The 22,133-nt window shown below is 46.8% G+C and carries 12 protein-coding genes and 1 CRISPR repeat array; of the genes, 11 read left to right on the top strand and 1 reads right to left on the bottom strand.

Annotated features, from left to right (window positions below; all coding sequences use genetic code 11):
* Positions 1 to 27 precede the first annotated feature (27 nt).
* From QUB20_RS08945 to QUB20_RS08920, 6 genes are all read left to right on the top strand, one after another.
* On the top strand, positions 28 to 801 hold the full coding sequence (locus tag QUB20_RS08945) for a PP2C family serine/threonine-protein phosphatase (RefSeq protein WP_333244350.1): 774 nt from the start codon (positions 28 to 30) through the stop codon (positions 799 to 801).
* Between the two features lie 38 nt (positions 802 to 839).
* Positions 840 to 1,604, top strand: coding sequence for a hypothetical protein (locus tag QUB20_RS08940; protein ID WP_333244353.1), 765 nt, complete (start codon positions 840 to 842; stop codon positions 1,602 to 1,604).
* Between the two features lie 149 nt (positions 1,605 to 1,753).
* Positions 1,754 to 2,446, top strand: a complete 693-nt coding sequence (locus QUB20_RS08935) for a hypothetical protein (protein WP_333239538.1) — start codon at positions 1,754 to 1,756, stop codon at positions 2,444 to 2,446.
* Between the two features lie 350 nt (positions 2,447 to 2,796).
* Entirely contained in the window at positions 2,797 to 3,804 is a 1,008-nt protein-coding gene (locus QUB20_RS08930; RefSeq protein ID WP_333244356.1) for a ribonuclease III domain-containing protein, read from the top strand.
* 33 nt (positions 3,805 to 3,837) lie between these two features.
* On the top strand, positions 3,838 to 4,533 hold the full coding sequence (locus QUB20_RS08925) for a Uma2 family endonuclease (protein WP_333054285.1): 696 nt from the start codon (positions 3,838 to 3,840) through the stop codon (positions 4,531 to 4,533).
* Between the two features lie 371 nt (positions 4,534 to 4,904).
* On the top strand, positions 4,905 to 7,022 hold the full coding sequence (locus QUB20_RS08920; protein WP_333244359.1) for a DNA-binding protein: 2,118 nt from the start codon (positions 4,905 to 4,907) through the stop codon (positions 7,020 to 7,022).
* Positions 7,023 to 7,300: 278 nt separating this feature from the next.
* Positions 7,301 to 14,478: direct repeats of the CRISPR family, unit length 37 nt; unit sequence GCCGCAATTAACCAAACTCCCTATCAGGGATTGAAAC.
* Positions 14,479 to 14,529: 51 nt separating this feature from the next.
* Here QUB20_RS08920 and QUB20_RS08915 read toward each other — a convergent pair.
* Complete coding sequence (locus QUB20_RS08915) at positions 14,530 to 15,633, bottom strand: precorrin-8X methylmutase (protein ID WP_333244362.1); 1,104 nt, start codon at positions 15,631 to 15,633, stop codon at positions 14,530 to 14,532.
* Positions 15,634 to 15,934: 301 nt separating this feature from the next.
* On the opposite strand from QUB20_RS08915, the gene QUB20_RS08910 reads away from it, so the two are divergent.
* From QUB20_RS08910 to QUB20_RS08890, 5 genes are all read left to right on the top strand, one after another.
* Positions 15,935 to 16,405: a hypothetical protein gene (locus tag QUB20_RS08910; protein ID WP_333244365.1), complete on the top strand. Its 471-nt coding sequence runs from the start codon at positions 15,935 to 15,937 to the stop codon at positions 16,403 to 16,405.
* Between the two features lie 13 nt (positions 16,406 to 16,418).
* A complete protein-coding gene (locus tag QUB20_RS08905; protein WP_333291300.1) occupies positions 16,419 to 17,153 on the top strand; it encodes a hypothetical protein in 735 nt (244 codons plus the stop codon).
* 177 nt (positions 17,154 to 17,330) lie between these two features.
* On the top strand, positions 17,331 to 19,244 hold the full coding sequence (locus QUB20_RS08900; RefSeq protein WP_333244370.1) for a heavy metal translocating P-type ATPase: 1,914 nt from the start codon (positions 17,331 to 17,333) through the stop codon (positions 19,242 to 19,244).
* A 500-nt stretch (positions 19,245 to 19,744) separates the two neighbouring features.
* Positions 19,745 to 21,805 (top strand): elongation factor G, encoded by a 2,061-nt coding sequence (locus QUB20_RS08895; protein ID WP_333244373.1) that lies wholly within the window; start codon positions 19,745 to 19,747, stop codon positions 21,803 to 21,805.
* 43 nt (positions 21,806 to 21,848) lie between these two features.
* A complete protein-coding gene (locus QUB20_RS08890) occupies positions 21,849 to 22,076 on the top strand; it encodes a hypothetical protein (protein WP_333291298.1) in 228 nt (75 codons plus the stop codon).
* The last annotated feature ends 57 nt before the right edge of the window (positions 22,077 to 22,133 follow it).

Here is a 22,133-nt window from a genome sequence, read left to right as displayed (position 1 = left end):
ACGAAGTTTTGAGTTAAAGAGTTATTAATGCAGAATTCATCCTTTAATTGGCAAGTTGTAGCGGCATCGGTGATAGGTACGAGCCACGAAAAACGATCGCAGCCTTGTCAAGATGCCCACTGCTGGCGTCTCTTGCCAAACGGTGTTTTAGCGGCAGCGGTTGCCGATGGTGCGGGCTCGGCAGCACTCGCAGAAGTTGGGGCAAAAATTGCTGTGGAAGCGGTTGTCGAAACGATTTGCCAGCAACAGGAAAGGCTGCCTCAAAATGACGATGAATGGCAGGTATTCTTGACAGCATCACTGCAAGTTGCGCGGGCGCAGGTGGAAGCAGAAGCGGCAGTGCGGGAAGTGGCTGCGAGAGATTTAGCCTGCACTTTAATTGCTGTTGTTGCTACGCCGGAATTAATCGCCGTTGCTCAAATCGGCGACGGTGCGGCGGTAGCAGGTGATAGTGCAGGAAATGCGATCGCCCTGACAGTACCCCCCTGCGGCGAATACATCAACGAAACTATCTTTTTGATTTCGCCGAATGCAATTGAAACAGCGCAATTTCAGGTACTGCGGGAAAAACTGCAGCACTTAGCCGTGTTTTCCGACGGCTTGCAAATGCTAGCCCTCAAAATCCCAGAAGGCACGCCGCACAAGCCGTTTTTTGCGCCTTTGTTTCGGTTTTCGGGCGAGTGGAAAGAAGAAGAAGATGCGAAACAGCAGTTAGAATCATTTTTGCGATCGCCCCGCGTTTCCGAACGCACCGATGATGACTTAACTTTATTGTTAGCCAGTTTTTCGAGTAATGTCTGAGCTGTTCAAATTCACTTACAAAAGCCGGATAAAAAATTATGACTGCTCAACGAATTAGTGTCATAAACTTGTTGCGAGACACGTTTGCTGTTGTGGGATCTATATACCCAGCCCTGTTGAGGATAAACTATCCCCATTTGATATATTTCGTGGTGAATACTTTTGGCCGATATGCAATGCTGAATAGTTTGGATATAACTACACATGAACTAGATTCAGCAAGTATTTATTGGCATATTATCTACTGGTTTGTCGCAGTTCCTTTTTTTTGGGGAGCTACGACTTTCTACACTTATCGAAGTTTGACAGGAAATCAAGTAACTGCGAGCGATGCTTTAACTCAAGCAAAAAGAAGATTGCTACCACTCATTGTGGTTTGTTTCCTGTCTGTGGTGCTGCTAATTTTGAGTGTGGCAGGCACTATGTGGTTCCTGCGGTTTTTTGCTTTTGTAGGCTTAATTAGACTGATAATAATATATCCTGGGCTTTATGTGTCATGTCGCTTAATATTTTCATCTTATGCTACTGTCATTGATAACTATTCTGTGCAGGACAGTTTGAAGAGCAGTTGGAAATTGACTAAAGGGCTCTGGTGGTTGGTATTTCAATCGAACTTACTGATATTGTTTGTGTTTTTTGTGCCAGCAGTATTGCTTTCAGGATTAATCGGTTCAAAATGGGAAAATTTGCTAGGATCTCAGCTTCTGGGTAATGTACTCGGATTGATAGCCGGACTGCTGATGAATGTTTATTTGGTTTTATTGTACCAGCGCCTGCGGGAATCAGCAGCAGCTACTCAATAGACATCTCCTCAAATAAAGTTAAGGGCTGGCAGAATACTTACCCACAAAAATTTTGCGAGATGTCTAATCAGCGGTGAAAATTTGGCGCGGTTCTATAATAAAATCGAGGTGTCAACAATTCTGCTTTAGTTTGTACAGTAGGTCGTCATTTGCAAGCACAAGAGATTAAGGATAAGCTCAACTCCCTAATTAGCGCCGCAGATCCAATAGATCCGAGTTTGGCGAGAAGATTGGATGAAATCAATCGCTGGGTGAAAGATATTAAACCCGGTTCGCTAACTGCTAAAAAATTTGTGATGGCTTTTTTGCTGCAGCTTATCCGAGATTCTCAGGTTTGGCTGGCAGTTCAATCTCTACCTTCAGAAAGAGAACAGCAAGCCGCGTTTGAGTTAATGACGCCGGGAGAAAGGTATTGGTACAGCTATCTATTTCCTAAATGGCTGAGCGAAAACGATCGCAAATTTTACATCTGGAAACAAAAACTCAAGGCCGGCCAATTCGATCCGGGTGATGATATCGTGATTCGTGCGATCGCAGCCCGGATAGTCGATCGCCAAGGCACTGTTTTGTATCGATATGTTGCAGATCTTTCTATGGCAACCGATTCGATCGTTAGTAGCCGCCAACAGCAGCCCCTCTGCATTCAAGTCACAACTCTTTCGGATGAATTCTCTGAACAAAAATATCATAATTGGCAACAAACTCTTCAAGATTGGGGGATTGACAGAGGATTATTTTTAAGTTATGATAAAAACGATGCAAATTTCCTGAATCAGTTAGTTAATATAGCATTATATAATAGTGATAATTTGCCCGCAGGTCGTTACCTCAAGTTCCCGTAAATCAAGCATATCTGCTGCTGAGAATAGTTCGACTGCTCCAAACTCTGTGAAAAAAAATTTGACTAACTCACATATTGCACAATTTTCGAGAAGGGCAACAGCCTAGTCCCCAGACAGATTCTGGAAAAGGGAAAACAGAGCAAGATTTTTCCTCCCCTTTTCTGTCTCCGGGAGGGGTTTGCCAGACACTGGCAAGAGGTGCTTGATACGAAGGCTAAGCAATGGGAACATTTACCGCAGCAATCAATCGGGTGAAATAACTAGCAAGTCTGCCTAAATTGAATTGAGATTTGATTTAATTGCGGTGAAATTGTTGGAAATAAAATCTAATTACATCAAAATCAAATACTATGACAGTACAAGGTACACATACCGTTGAAAATAACTTGCAAAAAGTCTGGGAAGAACTGGAAGCAGCCAGAAAAATGCAGGATGAATGGATGAATTACGGGGTAGATTTTGTGGATTTGTATGTGGAAGACGCGGGCGGTGATTGGTTGGAAAAGTGGGGAAAATGTGAAGAAGAATTAGAGCTAATAAAAAATAAAAAGGTAGATATTGAAGCAGTCAAAGCAGCGATCGACCTTTCCAGCTTTCAGCAGACAAAACTGCTGGAAATTGCCTTAAATTGCCGTTCCTCTACCAGCTATTACTCCGATCGCCCGGAGGAGTCTCCCGCTTGGCAAGAGGTTAAGTACCAACGCCTGTCACTCCTAGGGGGAGCGATTTTCGGTGCTATTGTTACCGATTACCTCTACCGCGAATATCCAGAACTAGATCCCGATGCTATCTCAACCTTAAAAGCTCGTTTAGCAGAACCCAAAAAACTTGCGGATTTTGCACAAAATCTGAAATTCAACGAACTCAGTTGGCGCGTATGGAATGGGAGAGAAACAGAAGAAAGCGATCGCAATAGAGTTTTTTCTGAGACTTGTGAAGCTTTGTTTGGCGCGATTTACTTAGAATTCGATCGCGATTTTTTTCGTGCAGAAAACTGGCTGATTCAGCACTTGATTGAACCAAATGTTTGCCAGCATGGGCATCTGACTGGGCGGCGACAAATAGGGCCCGAAAACGAGGTGAAACGCCGGGAAATCCTGGGGGCGGATATTCTAGATGCGATCGCGATCGACTATTTGTACAACCGCTTTCCCGAACGCAACGCCAGCCAGCTAACTCGCTGGAAAAATATGTTAGTGGCTAAAGAGATTTTCCCCAAAGACTTTAAGGCAAAACTAGGCAGTCAGTACCTGGAGTTGAGAAGCAATTTCTCGCGTACCCGCGACTGGTTGGTGGATAACTTTATCCAAACCGCAGTTGACGAACTGGAAGAGGAAACAGGCGATCGACTAAAATAAAATCAACTTGTCAAAAAAATTGGGGAAACAGCAATGGTTACACAACTGCAATCTCCCGAAAAATCAAATATCATCTACCCCGACGATAACGGCGAACCGATGTCAAACAATACGGATCAGTTTCGATTAATTGTTTGGATTAAAGAAAACTTAGAATTGCTGTTTGCCGATGATCCAAATGTTTTTGTAGCAGGTGACTTGCTTTGGTATCCGGTAGAAGGCAATAACAAACTGTCTCAAGCACCAGATGTAATGGCAGTTTTTGGCATCCCCAAAGGATATCGAGGTTCCTATCAACAGTGGTATGAAAATGATATTGCGCCACAAGTCGCATTTGAAATTTGGTCGCGGGGAAATCGTCTGACTCCGATGATGCAAAAATTTCAATTTTACGAACGCTATGGTGTGGAAGAATACTATTTGTACGATCCAGAAAAATTGGAACTGATAGGATGGTTGCGGGCTGAGGGAAAATTAGAACCGATCGAACAAATTGATGGTTGGGTAAGTCCGAGACTGGGAGTGCGGTTTCAATTATCAGAAACAGGACTCGAAATGTTCGGGCCCTCTGGAGAACCGTTTAGGAGTTTTGTGGAACTCGATCGACAGATCCAGCAAGCCGAGGCGCGGGCCGAACAGGCAGAAATGCTGCTGGAACAAGAACGATCGCGATCGCAAGCTTTGGAAGCAAGACTCCGAGAAATGGGCATCGATCCCAATCAATTGTAAGCACAACTGCAAAATTGAACTATTGTGGAACAGGCCCTCCTAGCCTGTTGCTGAATTTTCCAGGGCGGGCTCTCCTGCCCAATCCCTACTCCCCACAATAAAATTGAACTATTGTGGAACAGGCCCTCCTAGCCTGTTGCTGAATTTTCCAGGGCGGGCTCTCCTGCCCAACCCACAATAAAATAGAATTATCGTGGAACAGTCCCTCGTAGCCTGTTGCTGAATTTTCCAGGGCGGGCTCTCCTGCCCAACCCCTACTCCCCACAATAAAATAGAATTACGGATTTATCAGTGGGGTAGCTTTCTTTAATCTAAAATCCAAAATCTCAAATCTAAAATCGATTGATGCCCCCATACCCTAAGCGAATTCTATGCAGTTGCAGCGCCAATTTAGCGGACAACTGATTGCGATCGACACCAAAAACGCGATCGCCAGTGGGGGTGAAGGTCGCATCTACCCGATCGCCCAAGACTCGTCCCTTGTAGCAAAAATCTACCACAAACCGACAGACGAAGACGGCGACAAACTCACAGTCATGTTCAGTATGCCGCCGGATGCGCCGATCGCGGAACCCGGGCACGCTTCTATTGCTTGGCCGATCGATTTGCTGCATACTGTGGGCGGGCGAGAAAAAATCGTCGGTTTTGTGATGCCGCGCGTCAACAAAGTGATGCCGGTACACACTTTCTACACTCCCAAAACCAGGCGCGAACAAAAACCGCTATTTAGCTATCTTTACCTCCACCGTACCGCCAGAAATCTCGCCTCGGCTGTAAACGCCCTCCACGTCAGGGGTTACGTCATCGGCGACGTAAACGAGTCGAACATTCTCGTGACGGATACGGCGTTGGTAACGCTGGTGGACACGGATTCGTTTCAAGTCCGCGATCCTTATACAGGTTACGTTTATCGGTGTCCCGTGGGGAAACCAGAGTTTACGCCGCCGGAGTTGCAGGGGCAGACTTTCCGCGATATCGATCGATCTCCAGAGCACGATTTGTTCGGTTTAGCGGTATTAATTTTTCAATTGCTGATGGAAGGTACGCATCCGTTTTCGGGAGTTTATCTCGGTAGCGACGAACCGCCGCCTTTGGAAGCGAGAATTCGATCGGGCCATTTCCCCACAGGTACGAAGCGGATTCCCTACCGCCCGATGCCCGCTGCGCCTCCTTTTGAGATGCTGCATCCCCGGCTGCGGCAACTGTTTATCCGCTGTTTTGAGGAAGGGCACGGCAATCCGGCGGCGCGCCCGGATGCGAAAACTTGGGTGAATGCAATTCGGGAAGCGGAAGATGCTTTGGTAACTTGCAGCAAAAACAGTCAGCATAAATACGGAAATCATCTCAGTCGGTGCCCTTGGTGCGATCGGGCAAAACTCCTCAAAGGGCGCGATCCGTTTCCTTCGCGCCAAGCAGTCAGCCACGGATTGCACTTGCAGCCCGCGAAAATCAAGCGTAAAAAGCCCCAACCCCCGCCTGTCGTACCCCAGCCAGCAGTTCGCAGGCAACAGCCTTCCACGGGGCTGCCACGCCCCATGGGCCAGTACGCAGTGCCGTTGCTACCGATGCCGATGTCTTCTCGGAGTCGGACTCCTGCGCCTCAGCTTCCCGTGGGCAAGTTTGAGCGCATTTTTCAGGATGCTGCTTGGGGAGGTGTTTGGGGTAGTTTGTGTTTGGCGGCGATCGGGGGGATTTATTCGGCAATCGCTGAGGGGGGCAGTGCTATTTTGGGGGCGATTTTTGTTGGTTCGATTTGGGGCTGTTTTTTTGGGGTGATGTGGGGCGTTTTTACTTTGCCGCCGAATCAGATTTGGCGGAAGTGGGGCGGTGTTTTGGTGGGGGCGTCTTGGGGGGCTTTTTTGTTGGCGGCGATCGGGGGTGCGGTGTTTGGCGCGATTAATAGCACTCCGGGAATCGGGGAGAGGATTTTGGCTGGGGCGGGGGTTGGTGCTGTCTGGGGCTGTGTTTGGGCAACTTTTCGACCTCCTCTGGCGCTGCCGATGGGGAGGGTGTGGGGCCGACGGGGAGGGTATTTGGGGGCCGTCTGGGGCTCGTTTGTGGGGACTCTGGCTGGTGTTTTTTTGGGGGCTGGGCTGGTGGTTTGGCAGCAGTACGGTGTCCAGATGCGGCCGGTGAATGAGTTTGCGGGTTTGTTGCTGGGTGTGGCGATCGTGGCGGCTGGTGTCGGTTCTGTTGGAGGTGTGGTTTCTGGGGGTTTGTTGGGTTTTTGCGGGTTTGCGCCGAAGTTGCCGATTTCGTTTCAGCCTTCGGGTGTAAGTGGTGGGAGTTTGGGGGCGATTTGGGGCAGTTTTTTGGGGACTTTTGCGGGTGCTGTGTTGGGTGCGGGGGTGTCTGCGATGTTTCCGGCTGTTAGTGCTGGGGTGCCGGTGGAGTTGGGGCCTGTGGCGGGGGCGATCGTGGGGGCTGGTTTGGGGGCGATTTGGGGGGTGGTTTCGGGTACTGTTTGGGGGGCTTTGGGCAAGTGGTGATCGGTTGGTGTCTGTTTTTGGGTGGAAAATGCGTCTATGCCTAGGTGTAAAAATCGAGGTGTTAAATTGGGGGGCTATAATGTAGATGCTGTAAGGTTTAGAGGCCCTTCAAGCAATAAAATGGTAGACGCAATCGCTGAAATCTATGCGGGACAAGGGTTTGAGGGCTGTCTGAAAAGTTGGGTATTGACAAGTCGAAGGCTGAAATGGTACTTTTGTTTTATGCAGACGCAAATGAACGTTGAAAACCAAATACAGCAAGGCTTCTGGAACGGGCGGCCGCAATTAACCAAACTCCCTATCAGGGATTGAAACTACAGGTGTCTACAGTTTTGTTGCCTATCATCCAAGCCGCAATTAACCAAACTCCCTATCAGGGATTGAAACATGACTGACAATTCTGAGATTGAAATTAGAAGCCGCAATTAACCAAACTCCCTATCAGGGATTGAAACTACTTCTAGAATCTTTCCGATATACCTTTTATGCAGCCGCAATTAACCAAACTCCCTATCAGGGATTGAAACCTAGATTTAATCAATGTAGAAAAAGAGGCATCGCCGTGCCGCAATTAACCAAACTCCCTATCAGGGATTGAAACCTTGTGATTTGAAATTGCGAGTTTTTTCTGAAAGCCGCAATTAACCAAACTCCCTATCAGGGATTGAAACACTTATTAGGGGTATTTATTACCCCTAATACTTGCCGCAATTAACCAAACTCCCTATCAGGGATTGAAACTAAGGTGAAATAGCGATGGAAAACACACCGAATAAGCAGCCGCAATTAACCAAACTCCCTATCAGGGATTGAAACCGTGATATAAAATCTGTATTAATCCGCAATGGAGTGATTCATGAGCCGCAATTAACCAAACTCCCTATCAGGGATTGAAACAAATTAAAATGAATCTTCTCGAAGCCTTTTTCTGCCGCAATTAACCAAACTCCCTATCAGGGATTGAAACCCTTCTTCGGATTATGGGGTAGTTAGTTCCTCTAGCCGCAATTAACCAAACTCCCTATCAGGGATTGAAACAGATGGCTCTATTTATCGACTATCCGCCTGGCCATCAGCCGAAAAGCCGCAATTAACCAAACTCCCTATCAGGGATTGAAACACTAGGCAGATGGAACGACGGCCGGGAGACAAAACCAGCCGCAATTAACCAAACTCCCTATCAGGGATTGAAACTTCCCAGTATACCAGACGGCTCTAACATCATTACAAGGCCGCAATTAACCAAACTCCCTATCAGGGATTGAAACAAAAACCTAGTGAATCAACTAACCCTTTACAGGCCGCAATTAACCAAACTCCCTATCAGGGATTGAAACAAACGAATTGTAATTAATTCTTTTTCTCGCCCTGAAAGCCGCAATTAACCAAACTCCCTATCAGGGATTGAAACAAACGAATTGTAATTAATTCTTTTTCTCGCCCTGAAATTGCCGCAATTAACCAAACTCCCTATCAGGGATTGAAACTTAGTAAAAGCCCAGGGGAAATAGTTCGAGAAGACCAAGCCGCAATTAACCAAACTCCCTATCAGGGATTGAAACATCTATTGGAGTTAATTCACGTACACGCCGAAAGCCGCAATTAACCAAACTCCCTATCAGGGATTGAAACCGTCACAACCGCGCTAGGGGCAAGCACAGCATATCTGCCGCAATTAACCAAACTCCCTATCAGGGATTGAAACTACACAATTACGATTATCGCTGACGGCGGCTTTTGCCGCAATTAACCAAACTCCCTATCAGGGATTGAAACTAATTCAGACGGGTGCAGCTACTAACTCAATCAAAGGAGAGTCAAGCCGCAATTAACCAAACTCCCTATCAGGGATTGAAACTTGTAGTCCTAGCCCACAAACCATCACCAACAATGCCGCCGCAATTAACCAAACTCCCTATCAGGGATTGAAACCTGGTCTATAATTGGGGGAGAGTTCTGTGAATGGCCGCAATTAACCAAACTCCCTATCAGGGATTGAAACATTGCCATGTGGGAGCTAGGTTTTCCGCAGTTCAACAAGCCGCAATTAACCAAACTCCCTATCAGGGATTGAAACATCGAAGTTGGGGAGGCTGTTGGGGCTGTAGCCGCCGAGCCGCAATTAACCAAACTCCCTATCAGGGATTGAAACTCAAAGTTTTTTTCTTGATGAACTCCTTTAATTGCCGCAATTAACCAAACTCCCTATCAGGGATTGAAACTTGATATTGTTGTTGATAGTGTCGAACGTCAGCCTGCAAACGCCGCAATTAACCAAACTCCCTATCAGGGATTGAAACCAGTTTAGCCTCTGAAGGTACTGCTAAAGTACGGTCGGCCGCAATTAACCAAACTCCCTATCAGGGATTGAAACTGCGAGTGCCAGCCACACAAGTAGTCGAAATCTGCCGCAATTAACCAAACTCCCTATCAGGGATTGAAACTTGCCAGGGGGCCGGACTCCCTGACTTCCACTCAGCCGCAATTAACCAAACTCCCTATCAGGGATTGAAACTAGAGGATTAAATGTACTACCCCACAATTCCCAAGCCGCAATTAACCAAACTCCCTATCAGGGATTGAAACTTGCATTTTGGATTTTTTGGGTAAAAGGAACTGCCGCAATTAACCAAACTCCCTATCAGGGATTGAAACCCGCCCGCAGCGATTTAATTGTGCCGATCGCCTGCGCCGCAATTAACCAAACTCCCTATCAGGGATTGAAACTTATTGACGGCGGAGACGGAATCGGTTTCAATACTTTTGCGCCGCAATTAACCAAACTCCCTATCAGGGATTGAAACGTAATAAGTTTGCTTGGCTGTATCCCAGCTTAAAGCCGCAATTAACCAAACTCCCTATCAGGGATTGAAACTATCCCATGACGCTAAATATGGGGCCAGTCGGGAAGCCGCAATTAACCAAACTCCCTATCAGGGATTGAAACGCATATAACAATATTTTTACATCTATTATACTTCAAGCGCCGCAATTAACCAAACTCCCTATCAGGGATTGAAACGAGAATCGCTTGATGTAGTGATTGCGTTGTTGGGCCGCAATTAACCAAACTCCCTATCAGGGATTGAAACAACGACATCGTTGGAGATGAATTTAAGGCGCAGTTGAGCCGCAATTAACCAAACTCCCTATCAGGGATTGAAACTTGATAAAAAACAGCCCAAGGAAATAGATATCAGGCCGCAATTAACCAAACTCCCTATCAGGGATTGAAACCCGCTCAGCAGGTTTCGGCGCTGGAGTCAGTCTAGCCGCAATTAACCAAACTCCCTATCAGGGATTGAAACTTCCTTATGAACTGTGGCATCGGCGCTTTCAATCTTGCGCCGCAATTAACCAAACTCCCTATCAGGGATTGAAACTTCTGGCCGATCACCGGTCATGCGACAATCCTCTAAAGCCGCAATTAACCAAACTCCCTATCAGGGATTGAAACTGGAGCCTAATAATAATGCCATATACAGCCGATTGCCGCAATTAACCAAACTCCCTATCAGGGATTGAAACAATGGGTAGGCATATAATATGAGAACAGCCGATCGAGCCGCAATTAACCAAACTCCCTATCAGGGATTGAAACCGGCTTTTTGAACCCGATCCAGAGTACGACGACCTCGAGCCGCAATTAACCAAACTCCCTATCAGGGATTGAAACACTTGCCTGATTAAGTACAATACCAAGATAACATAGGCCGCAATTAACCAAACTCCCTATCAGGGATTGAAACTAGCTCTTTGTACTTCTCGTCAAAACCATCGAGCCGCAATTAACCAAACTCCCTATCAGGGATTGAAACGGGCAACATAGACGCTGGTGCTGATTTCATCCTGCCGCAATTAACCAAACTCCCTATCAGGGATTGAAACTTGATCGCACTTGATCGAAACTTTTTTTGTTGGGCCGCAATTAACCAAACTCCCTATCAGGGATTGAAACGTATGGGCTTCCTTGAATTCGACCCGATCGCAATCTGGGCCGCAATTAACCAAACTCCCTATCAGGGATTGAAACATCGCTTTTAGAGCTTTCCTGTTGTTGGCAGCTTGCCGCAATTAACCAAACTCCCTATCAGGGATTGAAACCTGTACAACCCGCTGGACAAACCACTGGACAAAGCCGCAATTAACCAAACTCCCTATCAGGGATTGAAACATGATTTGGTGGTAACTAAGGCTGCACTACTTCAGCCGCAATTAACCAAACTCCCTATCAGGGATTGAAACATTTACACAACAAAAGGAGACAAGGCAATGATTGAGCCGCAATTAACCAAACTCCCTATCAGGGATTGAAACATCCTATAAGAAATTTATATATAACAATTGACTCTAACGCCGCAATTAACCAAACTCCCTATCAGGGATTGAAACAGACATTGATATTGTGAAGCTCGAACAATCCTCTGAAGCCGCAATTAACCAAACTCCCTATCAGGGATTGAAACCAATGGTGCGCTCTAGTTTTTCGATCGCAAACAGGCCGCAATTAACCAAACTCCCTATCAGGGATTGAAACTCACCAGTTACTCCCACGCGCTTCAGTACCGCGATAGCACGCCGCAATTAACCAAACTCCCTATCAGGGATTGAAACCGGCTAAGCCGCGCTGCACAATTTCCAAATCGTGCCGCAATTAACCAAACTCCCTATCAGGGATTGAAACTTCCTTGGTTGGTGTTGGTGACTGAAAAACACGGCCGCAATTAACCAAACTCCCTATCAGGGATTGAAACCCGCGATCCATTCGGGCAAGCTTTTTTCGATCGCCCCCGCCGCAATTAACCAAACTCCCTATCAGGGATTGAAACTTCTTTGGTTTGGGTGTAGCTTCTACTGCTGGCCGCAATTAACCAAACTCCCTATCAGGGATTGAAACTGGCTCCCTGGGCTGCCCGAACTGCTCTTAGCTGGATGAGCCGCAATTAACCAAACTCCCTATCAGGGATTGAAACTATTTCCAAGATTTTACCGATGTATCTCTTGTGCCGCAATTAACCAAACTCCCTATCAGGGATTGAAACGCGTCGCGTCCGTCATCCTGAAAGAATTATCATTGCCGCAATTAACCAAACTCCCTATCAGGGATTGAAACGGAAGCTCTCCGGTAATGGTACGGAAAAAATCTGCCGCAATTAACCAAACTCCCTATCAGGGATTGAAACTGGGTATTAAAAAATATTAGAAAATATTATTAAAGCCGCAATTAACCAAACTCCCTATCAGGGATTGAAACCGGCGATAGTGATTTTTCCCGAAGCTAGATCGATAGCCGCAATTAACCAAACTCCCTATCAGGGATTGAAACCGACCGCTTGTGGGACCTGTAATTCTCTCAATATTGCCGCAATTAACCAAACTCCCTATCAGGGATTGAAACTCGGCACCTGTCTAATTCGTATCGTCTGTCTACTTCAGCCGCAATTAACCAAACTCCCTATCAGGGATTGAAACTTAAGAGTTGCGATCGACCTCGAAAGGCGATCGTGCCGCAATTAACCAAACTCCCTATCAGGGATTGAAACCTAAACTCTCTGGCACAGAAGGAAGCTTTAAAAGCAGGCCGCAATTAACCAAACTCCCTATCAGGGATTGAAACTAGTAGCAAGTTCCAGCAGTTGCTGCAACCTAACTTCAGCCGCAATTAACCAAACTCCCTATCAGGGATTGAAACACGCAGGAAATAAGCTACTTGTCGATCGACTCCGCCGCAATTAACCAAACTCCCTATCAGGGATTGAAACCTTTGTCGGATCTAACTCTAGGGTTTTTTGCCGAGCCGCAATTAACCAAACTCCCTATCAGGGATTGAAACATCGTCATCAGATCGACTAACTGACCTTGAATTTGCCGCAATTAACCAAACTCCCTATCAGGGATTGAAACGCTTAGCGCCAAGTCCATAAAACATGGCAGGACTGCCGCAATTAACCAAACTCCCTATCAGGGATTGAAACTTAAAATCCGTAGCAGCCGACAGCGCTTTCCTGAAAGCTTCTAGCCGCAATTAACCAAACTCCCTATCAGGGATTGAAACATTTTTACCTGTGGGAGTAAGTTGAGAGAATTTACGCCGCAATTAACCAAACTCCCTATCAGGGATTGAAACCAAATTCAGGGGCAGGGTTAGCGACTGACTCTAGCCGCAATTAACCAAACTCCCTATCAGGGATTGAAACAAATGATGCACGCTGCAAACTTTGAGCCTCAATCTGCCGCAATTAACCAAACTCCCTATCAGGGATTGAAACCAATCTCAACTTCCTCGCGATCGACTCGCTCAAGCCGGCCGCAATTAACCAAACTCCCTATCAGGGATTGAAACGATAGCAGAACTAATTGTTGTCGAAGCTGTCAGCAGCCGCAATTAACCAAACTCCCTATCAGGGATTGAAACACGGTCGCAGAATGGGACAAAATACTTGCTTTTAGCCGCAATTAACCAAACTCCCTATCAGGGATTGAAACTTCGAGCAGTAAAAAGGCCAACTGGCTCTACACGCCGCAATTAACCAAACTCCCTATCAGGGATTGAAACTTTTCGGCTTCCAGCACTGCCACTAACTCACTGCCTAGGTAGCCGCAATTAACCAAACTCCCTATCAGGGATTGAAACTTTTTTTAAAATAAAAGATGCGACAAACAACATATGCCGCAATTAACCAAACTCCCTATCAGGGATTGAAACATATCTTCTGTGCCTTGCGCCGATAGGTCAAAACCAGCCGCAATTAACCAAACTCCCTATCAGGGATTGAAACTGATACTTGGTGTTTATACATGAACGCACCGGGCCGCAATTAACCAAACTCCCTATCAGGGATTGAAACCAGTAATACCACTGTCTAACCAAGCCCACCAGCGTCCGTCAGGCCGCAATTAACCAAACTCCCTATCAGGGATTGAAACGGCTTATTCAATCACAAATGGCGATCGTAGGCTTAGGCCGCAATTAACCAAACTCCCTATCAGGGATTGAAACTTAACAACAGACGCTAGAGTAACATCTGTTAAAGGCCGCAATTAACCAAACTCCCTATCAGGGATTGAAACAGGCTACCGTCTGAGCCGTGGATTGTTAGTGAGCGCCGCAATTAACCAAACTCCCTATCAGGGATTGAAACTACAAAAACTCAGGTACGGCAAGCTTATTGATTATGCCGGGCCGCAATTAACCAAACTCCCTATCAGGGATTGAAACGCAGGGAACGGGCGGGTTGAGGCACTGCGGGTGATGGAAGAGCGCGGGGATGGCCGCAATTAACCAAACTCCCTATCAGGGATTGAAACATTTTAAGCCCCAACAATAGCAAGCTAGTTAAAGCCGCAATTAACCAAACTCCCTATCAGGGATTGAAACGTCGCCACTGACTAAAAATAGTGTCCCATCAGCACCCATAAGCCGCAATTAACCAAACTCCCTATCAGGGATTGAAACCTCTGAAAGAGCAAAATACAAATTAAGTCACAACCAACCTAAATCCCATCTTTACTTCAAATGACAGTGACAATTCGGCTTTTCAATCAAAGACTCAACCAAAGCATTCAAAGCAACCGCCGCCAACAATCCGCCGCCAAAAGTTCCCACAGTCGTAATATAAGCAACGCCCGATCGCACTAACCGCCGTTTCGCCACCGGAGAATGACTAAAACCGATCGGCATTCCAATTACCAAAGCCGGTTGCAATTGCCCACTCTCGATCGCCTCGCAAACCGCCATCAGCACAGACGGCGCATATCCTATCACCAATATACATCCTTTTTCCAGTTTCAACAACTTATCAAACCACTCACGCTGCTGCCAGAATTCCTGTTCCGCTTCCGCCGCAGCATTGATGTGCGGATCATCAATTAAAGTTGCAATACTTGTTCCCAAATGCGCCAATCTTGTCCGATCCAAAGCAGCAAAAACAGGCGGCACATCAGCCACAATTTGACACTGATTTTTCAAAGCTTCCCGCGCCGATTGAATCGCCGTTTCGCTCAACTTCACAAACGGCAGCAGCGAACAATCTCCGCAGGCTAACACCAGTTTAGAAAGCAAGTCTACCTCAATTTCCGAGCGATCGGGCAAATCCGGCAACAAAAGCTGCAACGACTCCCCAAAAACCTCCGGGTGAGTGTGCGCCCCCGCATCCCAACCCTCCCAAAGTTGTTCCAACTCATCCAACCCCCCCTCAGTTTCCGCCTGCAACAGCCTTAATTGCGCCAATGCGTCCGCTTGCACCGCTTTACAGGAAATATCCCGTCCCAGCAATCCTTCCAGCGCCGAAGCCGTTTCTCTGAGGCGAACAATTTGCTGAATTACCGACAGATATTGCCGTTGCAGAGTCGCCATCAGCGCGTCAGGAGAAGCATCCGCGTCAGTTTCTAAAAGTTTGCGGATGTGAGACAGTTGAAAGCCTTGCTGCTTGAGTGCCACTATTCTTTGCAGTCTTTGCACATCGCTGCGGGTATACAATCTGTAGTTAGAAGTCGATCGTACCGCCGGAGATAGCAGCCCCAAAGCGTGATAATGTCGCACCATCCGAGGGGTAATTGTGCCTTTTACCGCTTCTGTAAGTTGTTTGATTGTCAGGTATTCTTGTTGCATAATACCAATTATAAACAGTAGAGATAAATATAGATTGTACGCGATATGTAGGGAAACGACCTTGTCCTGTCCCGCGCGGGAATCGGCGATTTTTAATAATTATTAAAATACTTATGATGGTAGCATTTTTTTAATTTGCCTAAATTTTCAAGCTAACGGTTTTTATTTGACCTATTGCCGCCCGGACACGGCAATGCCGTGTCCCTACGGTATTTCATATAATTGAAAACAGCCATAAATCTTTAACGTGTGATAATATTTATTTGAGGAAATCCCTCTAAAATCTACCCTTTAAAATCGAATGACGCGATTCATTCACGATCGCTTTGCCAAAGAATACCTAGAAGAACTGCTCTCTCCAGCAGGGATAGTTGATATCGGTCGCGATGTCACTTCCGAAGTGCGCGAAATCGATGTTTACTTTACTCCGAACGCCTCAGTCCCAGAATACATCGAAAGCTTGGGATTGTTGGGAAGACTGGCAAATTCGGCGGCAATCTTTGAAGCGTTCCGCAACCCGGTAAGTGTCAGCGAAGTTATCAGTTGCCTCAGCAAATTGTGGGACGTTCACGGTAAACTAGAGCGACAATCCCGAAGAGAAAATACTGCATTTAACGAAAGTGAATTGCCTAAATTGTGGATTCTGACCGAAAGCATCCAGGATACAAGCCCCCGGATTCATCCGTCCAGAAATAAAAAACCTGTATCCGAGAAACTTGCCCCCCGAATTTATCCGTGGGGTCAATGCTTCAATCTAAAATCTAAAATCTAAAATCTAAAATCGATTGACTCCGACAGCCTCAGAATCGCTGGTGAACGGGTTTCGCGCACAACCAGACGAACCCAATTGGATGCCGGGAATCTATTTTTTGGGGGAATATTTGCGATCGGCAATTGTGGTCATCCATCAGTTGCCAGAAATTCCCGAAACCTTGTGGCTAAGGATTTTGGGTAAAGGAAAAGTGCAGCAAAGAGCAGTTACCCAGTTGAGCGCTTTGAGTACAGATAATCCCCTGCGAATTAATGCGTTAGAATTGCTGTACAGACTGCAATCAAACTTAGTAGCAGATTTAGAACAGGAAATAGAAACAGAAGACCGGGAGTTAATTATGACTATCGCACCTCTTTTTCAAGAACAGTTACAAGCGGCACAGCAACAAGGTAAAGAAGAACAACAGCGCTTAATCTTAGAGAATTTTCTGCGAGTGAGATTTGGAGAATTAGACTCGCTGATGATAGCGTTTCTCTCTCCAGTCTCGACGATACCTGCTGCGGAGTTTACGGTGATTTTACTGGGAATATCTATGCTCACAGTGGATGCAGCAGGAAGGCAAGAAGCGGTGAGATTATTAGCCGAAAATGTCTTGGCAGTGCGGTTAAATGAATCGGGCGAGAGTTTGCCTGCACTCGTTACTAATTTACTGGCTTTACCTGTCGAAGAATTGACATTGTTGTTAGAACAATTGCCTCAGTTATCGGCTGATGAATTGAGGGCTCGATTGGGACAGATACCAGGGTAGAGCTTGTTTTGAGTGCGATCGACTTTACCGACAGTTAATAGGGGTTTTCAATTCTAGGAAATACAGGAAACGGCACTGCCGTTTTCCTACCCGAAAAAAGTCCGGGCCAAAAGCTTGACATTGACACTAATGTCAAGGTTTAGGGTAAAGGAGTCATCTACCCCATCAATTTCCCCAATGACTCCCAATTCCCTCCCCATTTCTCGCCTCTGGCGCCTCGCCCAAGAACATCCAGATGCTGTGACTGCCGCCCTGTGCGGAATTCTAGTAATCTTGGGTTCGCTAGCCCTGCAATTCGGCTGGCTGGGTGTAGCCCTGTTAATCTTACCCGCGGCTTATGTTATCGGCGGCTATTCCAGTACCCGCGAAGGCTTAACTACGCTTTTTCAAGAACACGAATTAGATGTAGATTTGTTAATGATTGTCGCTGCTTTGGGCGCGGCCGGTTTGGGGCTGTGGCGGCAAGAATATCATTTAATTGTTGACGGTGCGGTGTTGATTTTAATCTTTGCAATTAGCGGCGCCCTTGAAGGTTATGCTATGCAGCGGACTGAACGCAGCATCCGCAGTTTGATGAGTTTGACTGCGGATACTGCTAGGGTGGTAATGTACGGCGGGGAACGGGAAGTTGCGATCGACAAATTGGAAATTGGCGATTACATTTTAGTCAAGCCCGGAGAAATCATCCCCACAGATGCCATAATTATTGAAGGCTACAGCGCGATCGATCAAGCCTCGATTACCGGCGAATCGATGCCCGTGGAAAAAACCAGCGGCGATGAAGTCTATGCAGGTACAATCAACGGTGTCGGCGCGCTGAAACTCGAAGTGCATAAAACTCCAGAAAGCAGCTTGATTCAGCGAGTGATTCGGCTAGTTCAAGAAGCGCAAACAGCAGCGCCGCCTTCTCAAATGTTTGTGGAAAAATTCGAGCGCGGTTATGCCAAATTAATTGTCGGTTTAGGCTTGCTGCTGGCAACTTTGCCGCCCTTTGTTTTGGGCTGGAATTGGGAACAGACAATCTATCGGGCGCTGATTTTCCTAGTAGTCGCATCCCCCTGCGCGCTGATGGCTTCGATTATGCCAGCGCTGCTTTCGGGAATTGCTAATGGGGCGAGACAGGGGATTTTGTTTAAAAGTGGCGCGCAATTAGAGATGATTGGTAAAGTCAGGGCGATCGCCTTTGACAAAACCGGAACTCTCACCACGGGAAAACCCGAAGTTATCCAAATTGTACCAGCAGCCGGATATACTGAAACAGAAGTTCTGCAATTAGCTGCAGCCCTAGAAGCTCATTCCGAACACGCGATCGCCCACGCAATTGTCAGCGCCGCCCAGCAGCAACAGTTACAATTGTCAACCGCTACCGACGTACAAGCAAAAATCGGTCAAGGAATTATCGGCAAAGTCAACAATCAAATCATAGCCATTGGTAAAGCCGAATTTGTCGAAGCAACCTCCGAATTAACTCAAATCAGCCAGCAGTTGCAAGCAGAAGGTAAAACAGTTGTTTGGGTAGCCAAAGGCGATGAGCTTTTGGGAATCATTGCAGTAGCAGATACCATCCGTCCCGAAGCAGCAGCAACGGTAAAACACTTGCAAAAATTAGGCGTAGAACATATAATTATGCTAAGCGGCGACAACGAGAAAACAGCTCAACACATCGCCCGCCAATTAGGCATCAAAGAAGTGTACGCCGAACTTTTGCCAGAAGACAAAGTGCAGGCAATTAAACAACTGCAAACCAAGTATCAAACTGTAGCAATGGTAGGAGACGGCATCAACGACGCCCCCGCCCTCGCTCAAGCTTCCGTGGGCATTGCGATGGGGATTTCCGGCAGCGACGTTGCTTTAGAAACTGCTGATATCGTATTAATGGCAGATAAATTAGAGCAACTAGCTAAAGCCATTAGTTTAGGCCGCCGCGCTCAAAATGTCGTCAAACAAAACATTGTTTTTGCACTCAGTTGCATTATACTGTTACTGGCTGCCAATTTTTTAGGAAATATCACCATGCCTTTGGGCGTCATCGGTCACGAAGGCTCTACAGTAATAGTCACATTAAGCGGTTTGAGACTGCTGAGAAATTAGACACGAAAAACCGCTAAAATCGACGACGCAGAGCAAGAGCGAAATTAGTTTCCCGGCTTGGCCCATTGGTGACAATTTAACGTTAAACTAACCGTCTCTCTTGTTTGTATCGAAGCCTAGATCCCCCCTAACCCCCCTTAACAAGGGGGGGACAAGATTCTTCTCAAAGTCCCCCTTCTTAAGGGGGATTTAGGGGGATCGAGACTCAACTACAAGCGACATTTATTATGAGTTTCAGTCTTAAGCTGTCACCAATGGGCTTTGCCTGGGAACGAGAATCCGATCTGCGTTCATCTGCGGTTAAAACTTCTAAATATTAAGAAAAAATACAATCTGTGTTTTGTCACTCAAAACACGCTACCGTCAAAAGTATAGAATCATACCAAAATCTAAAGTTGCTCGAAACTGCAATAAAAATTAACCTAGAAAAAGTCTAGAAAATGGTACAGAACTGATTGCACCAAGAGCAATAGAAAACAAGTTTTCTGTTGGAGGCTATTATGAACCACAAAGTCCTTGGGGCCACGCGGAACGTTGCAATTGTTGGCCCTTATTTAAGCGGTAAAACCGCACTGCTGGAAAGTTTGCTATCGGTGACAGGGACAATTACCCGCAAAGGAAATGTCAAAGATGGCAACACAATAGGTGATAGTTCGCCGGAAGCGCGCGATCGCCAAATGAGCGTAGAAGTAAACGCCGCCACCGCTGAATATCAAGGCGTCCGCTTCACATTTCTCGACTGTCCGGGCTCGGTAGAATTTGCCCAAGAAACTTACAATGCGCTAATTGGTGTGGATGCAGCGATAATTGTTTGCGAACCCGTTGCCGATCGCACTTTAACCCTCGCACCCCTGTTTAAATTCCTCGACGATTGGGAAATTCCCCACCTAGTTTTCATCAACAAGATCGATCGAGCTTACACAGACGAAACTACTTGTGGCACCAACTTCACCGACGTGATTGACGCGCTCAAATCAGTTTCCAGTAGACCGATCGTACCTCACCAATATCCGATCGGCAAAAACGAACAAATCATCGGTTTTATCGACTTAGTAACCGAACAAGCTTACCACTACCATCCGGGCGCCGCCGCAGATCCCGTCCCGCTTCCAGAACACCTCAAAGCACAAGAAAGCGCAGCGCGGCAGCAAATGCTCGAAGAATTGGCGAATTTTGACGATCATTTACTCGAAGAATTGCTCGAAGAAATCAATCCCGACGCCGAAGAAATTACCCGCGATTTAAAGATGGAATTAGGCGCAGATTTAATTGTGCCAGTATTCATCGGCATCGCCGAACAAGATTTCGGCGTGCGGCCTCTGCTGGAAGCTTTGCTGAGGGAAGCGCCGACACCCGAAACTACAGCCGATCGCCGTGGCATTATACAAAGTGAAAACAAAGTTCTAGCTCAAATCCTCAAAACCTATTACACGCCCCAGGGAGGCAAACTATCGTTAGTGAGAATGTGGCGGGGGACGCTGGCAGACGGAGCAATTTTGAACGGCGTTCGAGTTAACGGTTTGTACCGCTTGACCGGCCAGCAAACGCAAAGTTTGCAGTCTGTCAGCGCCGGGGAAATAGTGGCTGTGGGAAGGCTAGAAGGCGTGAAAACAGGCGATACGCTGGGTTCGGAGGAATTATTGCCAAAAGCAGAAATTATCTCCCCTGTCTACGCACGGGCGATCGTCCCAGAAAAGCGCAACGATGAAGTTAAGCTGAGCTCCGCTTTAGCTAAATTGCTAGAAGAAGACCCATCTTTAGTCTGGGAACAGCACGGCGACACTCACGAAATTATACTTTGGGGTCAAGGCGAAATCCACCTGAAAGTAGCCCTAGACAGGTTGCGCCGCAAGTATAATTTGCCGATGGCGACTCACTTACCGCAAGTGCCGTACAAAGAAACCATCCGCAAACCTGCATCTTCCATCCACGGGCGCTACAAACACCAAAGCGGCGGGCACGGACAATTCGGCGACGTGTACCTGGATATTACACCGCAGCCTCGCGGAGAAGGTTTCACCTTTACCGACAAAATAGTCGGCGGCGTCGTCCCAAAACAGTACATTCCCGGCGTGGAAGTGGGAGTGCGCGAGTATTTGGATCGCGGCCCGCTGGGTTTCCCGGTGGTAGACGTAGCGGTGACGCTGACGAACGGTTCCTATCATACCGTTGACAGTTCCGAACAAGCTTTCAAGCAAGCGGCGCGTTTGGCGATGCAGGAGGGAATGGCGAAGTGCGAACCGGCATTGCTGGAGCCGATCGCCAAAGTTGAAATTTGCGCTCCGAACGAGTGTACATCAAAGGTGTTGCAGTTGGTCAGCGGACACCGCGGCCAAATTCTCGGCTACGAAGGTAAAAAAGACTGGAAGGGATGGGATGCAGTTTCTGCTTATTTGCCGATCGCAGAAATGCAGAATTTGATCGTAGAATTGCGATCGCAGACAATGGGAGTCGGATTTTTTAATTGGGAGTTCGATCGATTGCAAGAAGTGCCGGAACCGTTAGCTAAGCGGGTTTTGCTAACAACTGGTGGCAATGGAAACGGTAATGGTAAAAGTTAGGTAATTGTCTTAAAAAACCCGGTTTCTTCAATAAACCGGGTTTTTGTACGAGTTGCAATTAAAGTTTATTGGGTTCAATTCCCATTTACCTCACATCTTGCACCCTTCTCAAGAACAGGCTTTCCGGCCTGTTCCACAAAGAGTGAATTTTCTTGTGGAACAGGCCGAAAAGCCTGTTCATAAAAAGCTTATTGAGAAGGGTGCAACATCTCAGATTTACCGGTTGCACCCTTCTCAAGAACAGGCAAGATGCCTGTTCCACAAAGAGTGAATTTTCTTGTGGAACAGGCCGAAAAGCCTGTTCATAAAAAGCTTATTGAGAAGGGTG

It is taken from the genome of Microcoleus sp. B4-C2 (assembly GCF_036705265.1).
Lineage (GTDB): Bacteria > Cyanobacteriota > Cyanobacteriia > Cyanobacteriales > Microcoleaceae > Microcoleus.
This window is presented reverse-complemented; position numbering and strand designations above follow the sequence as displayed.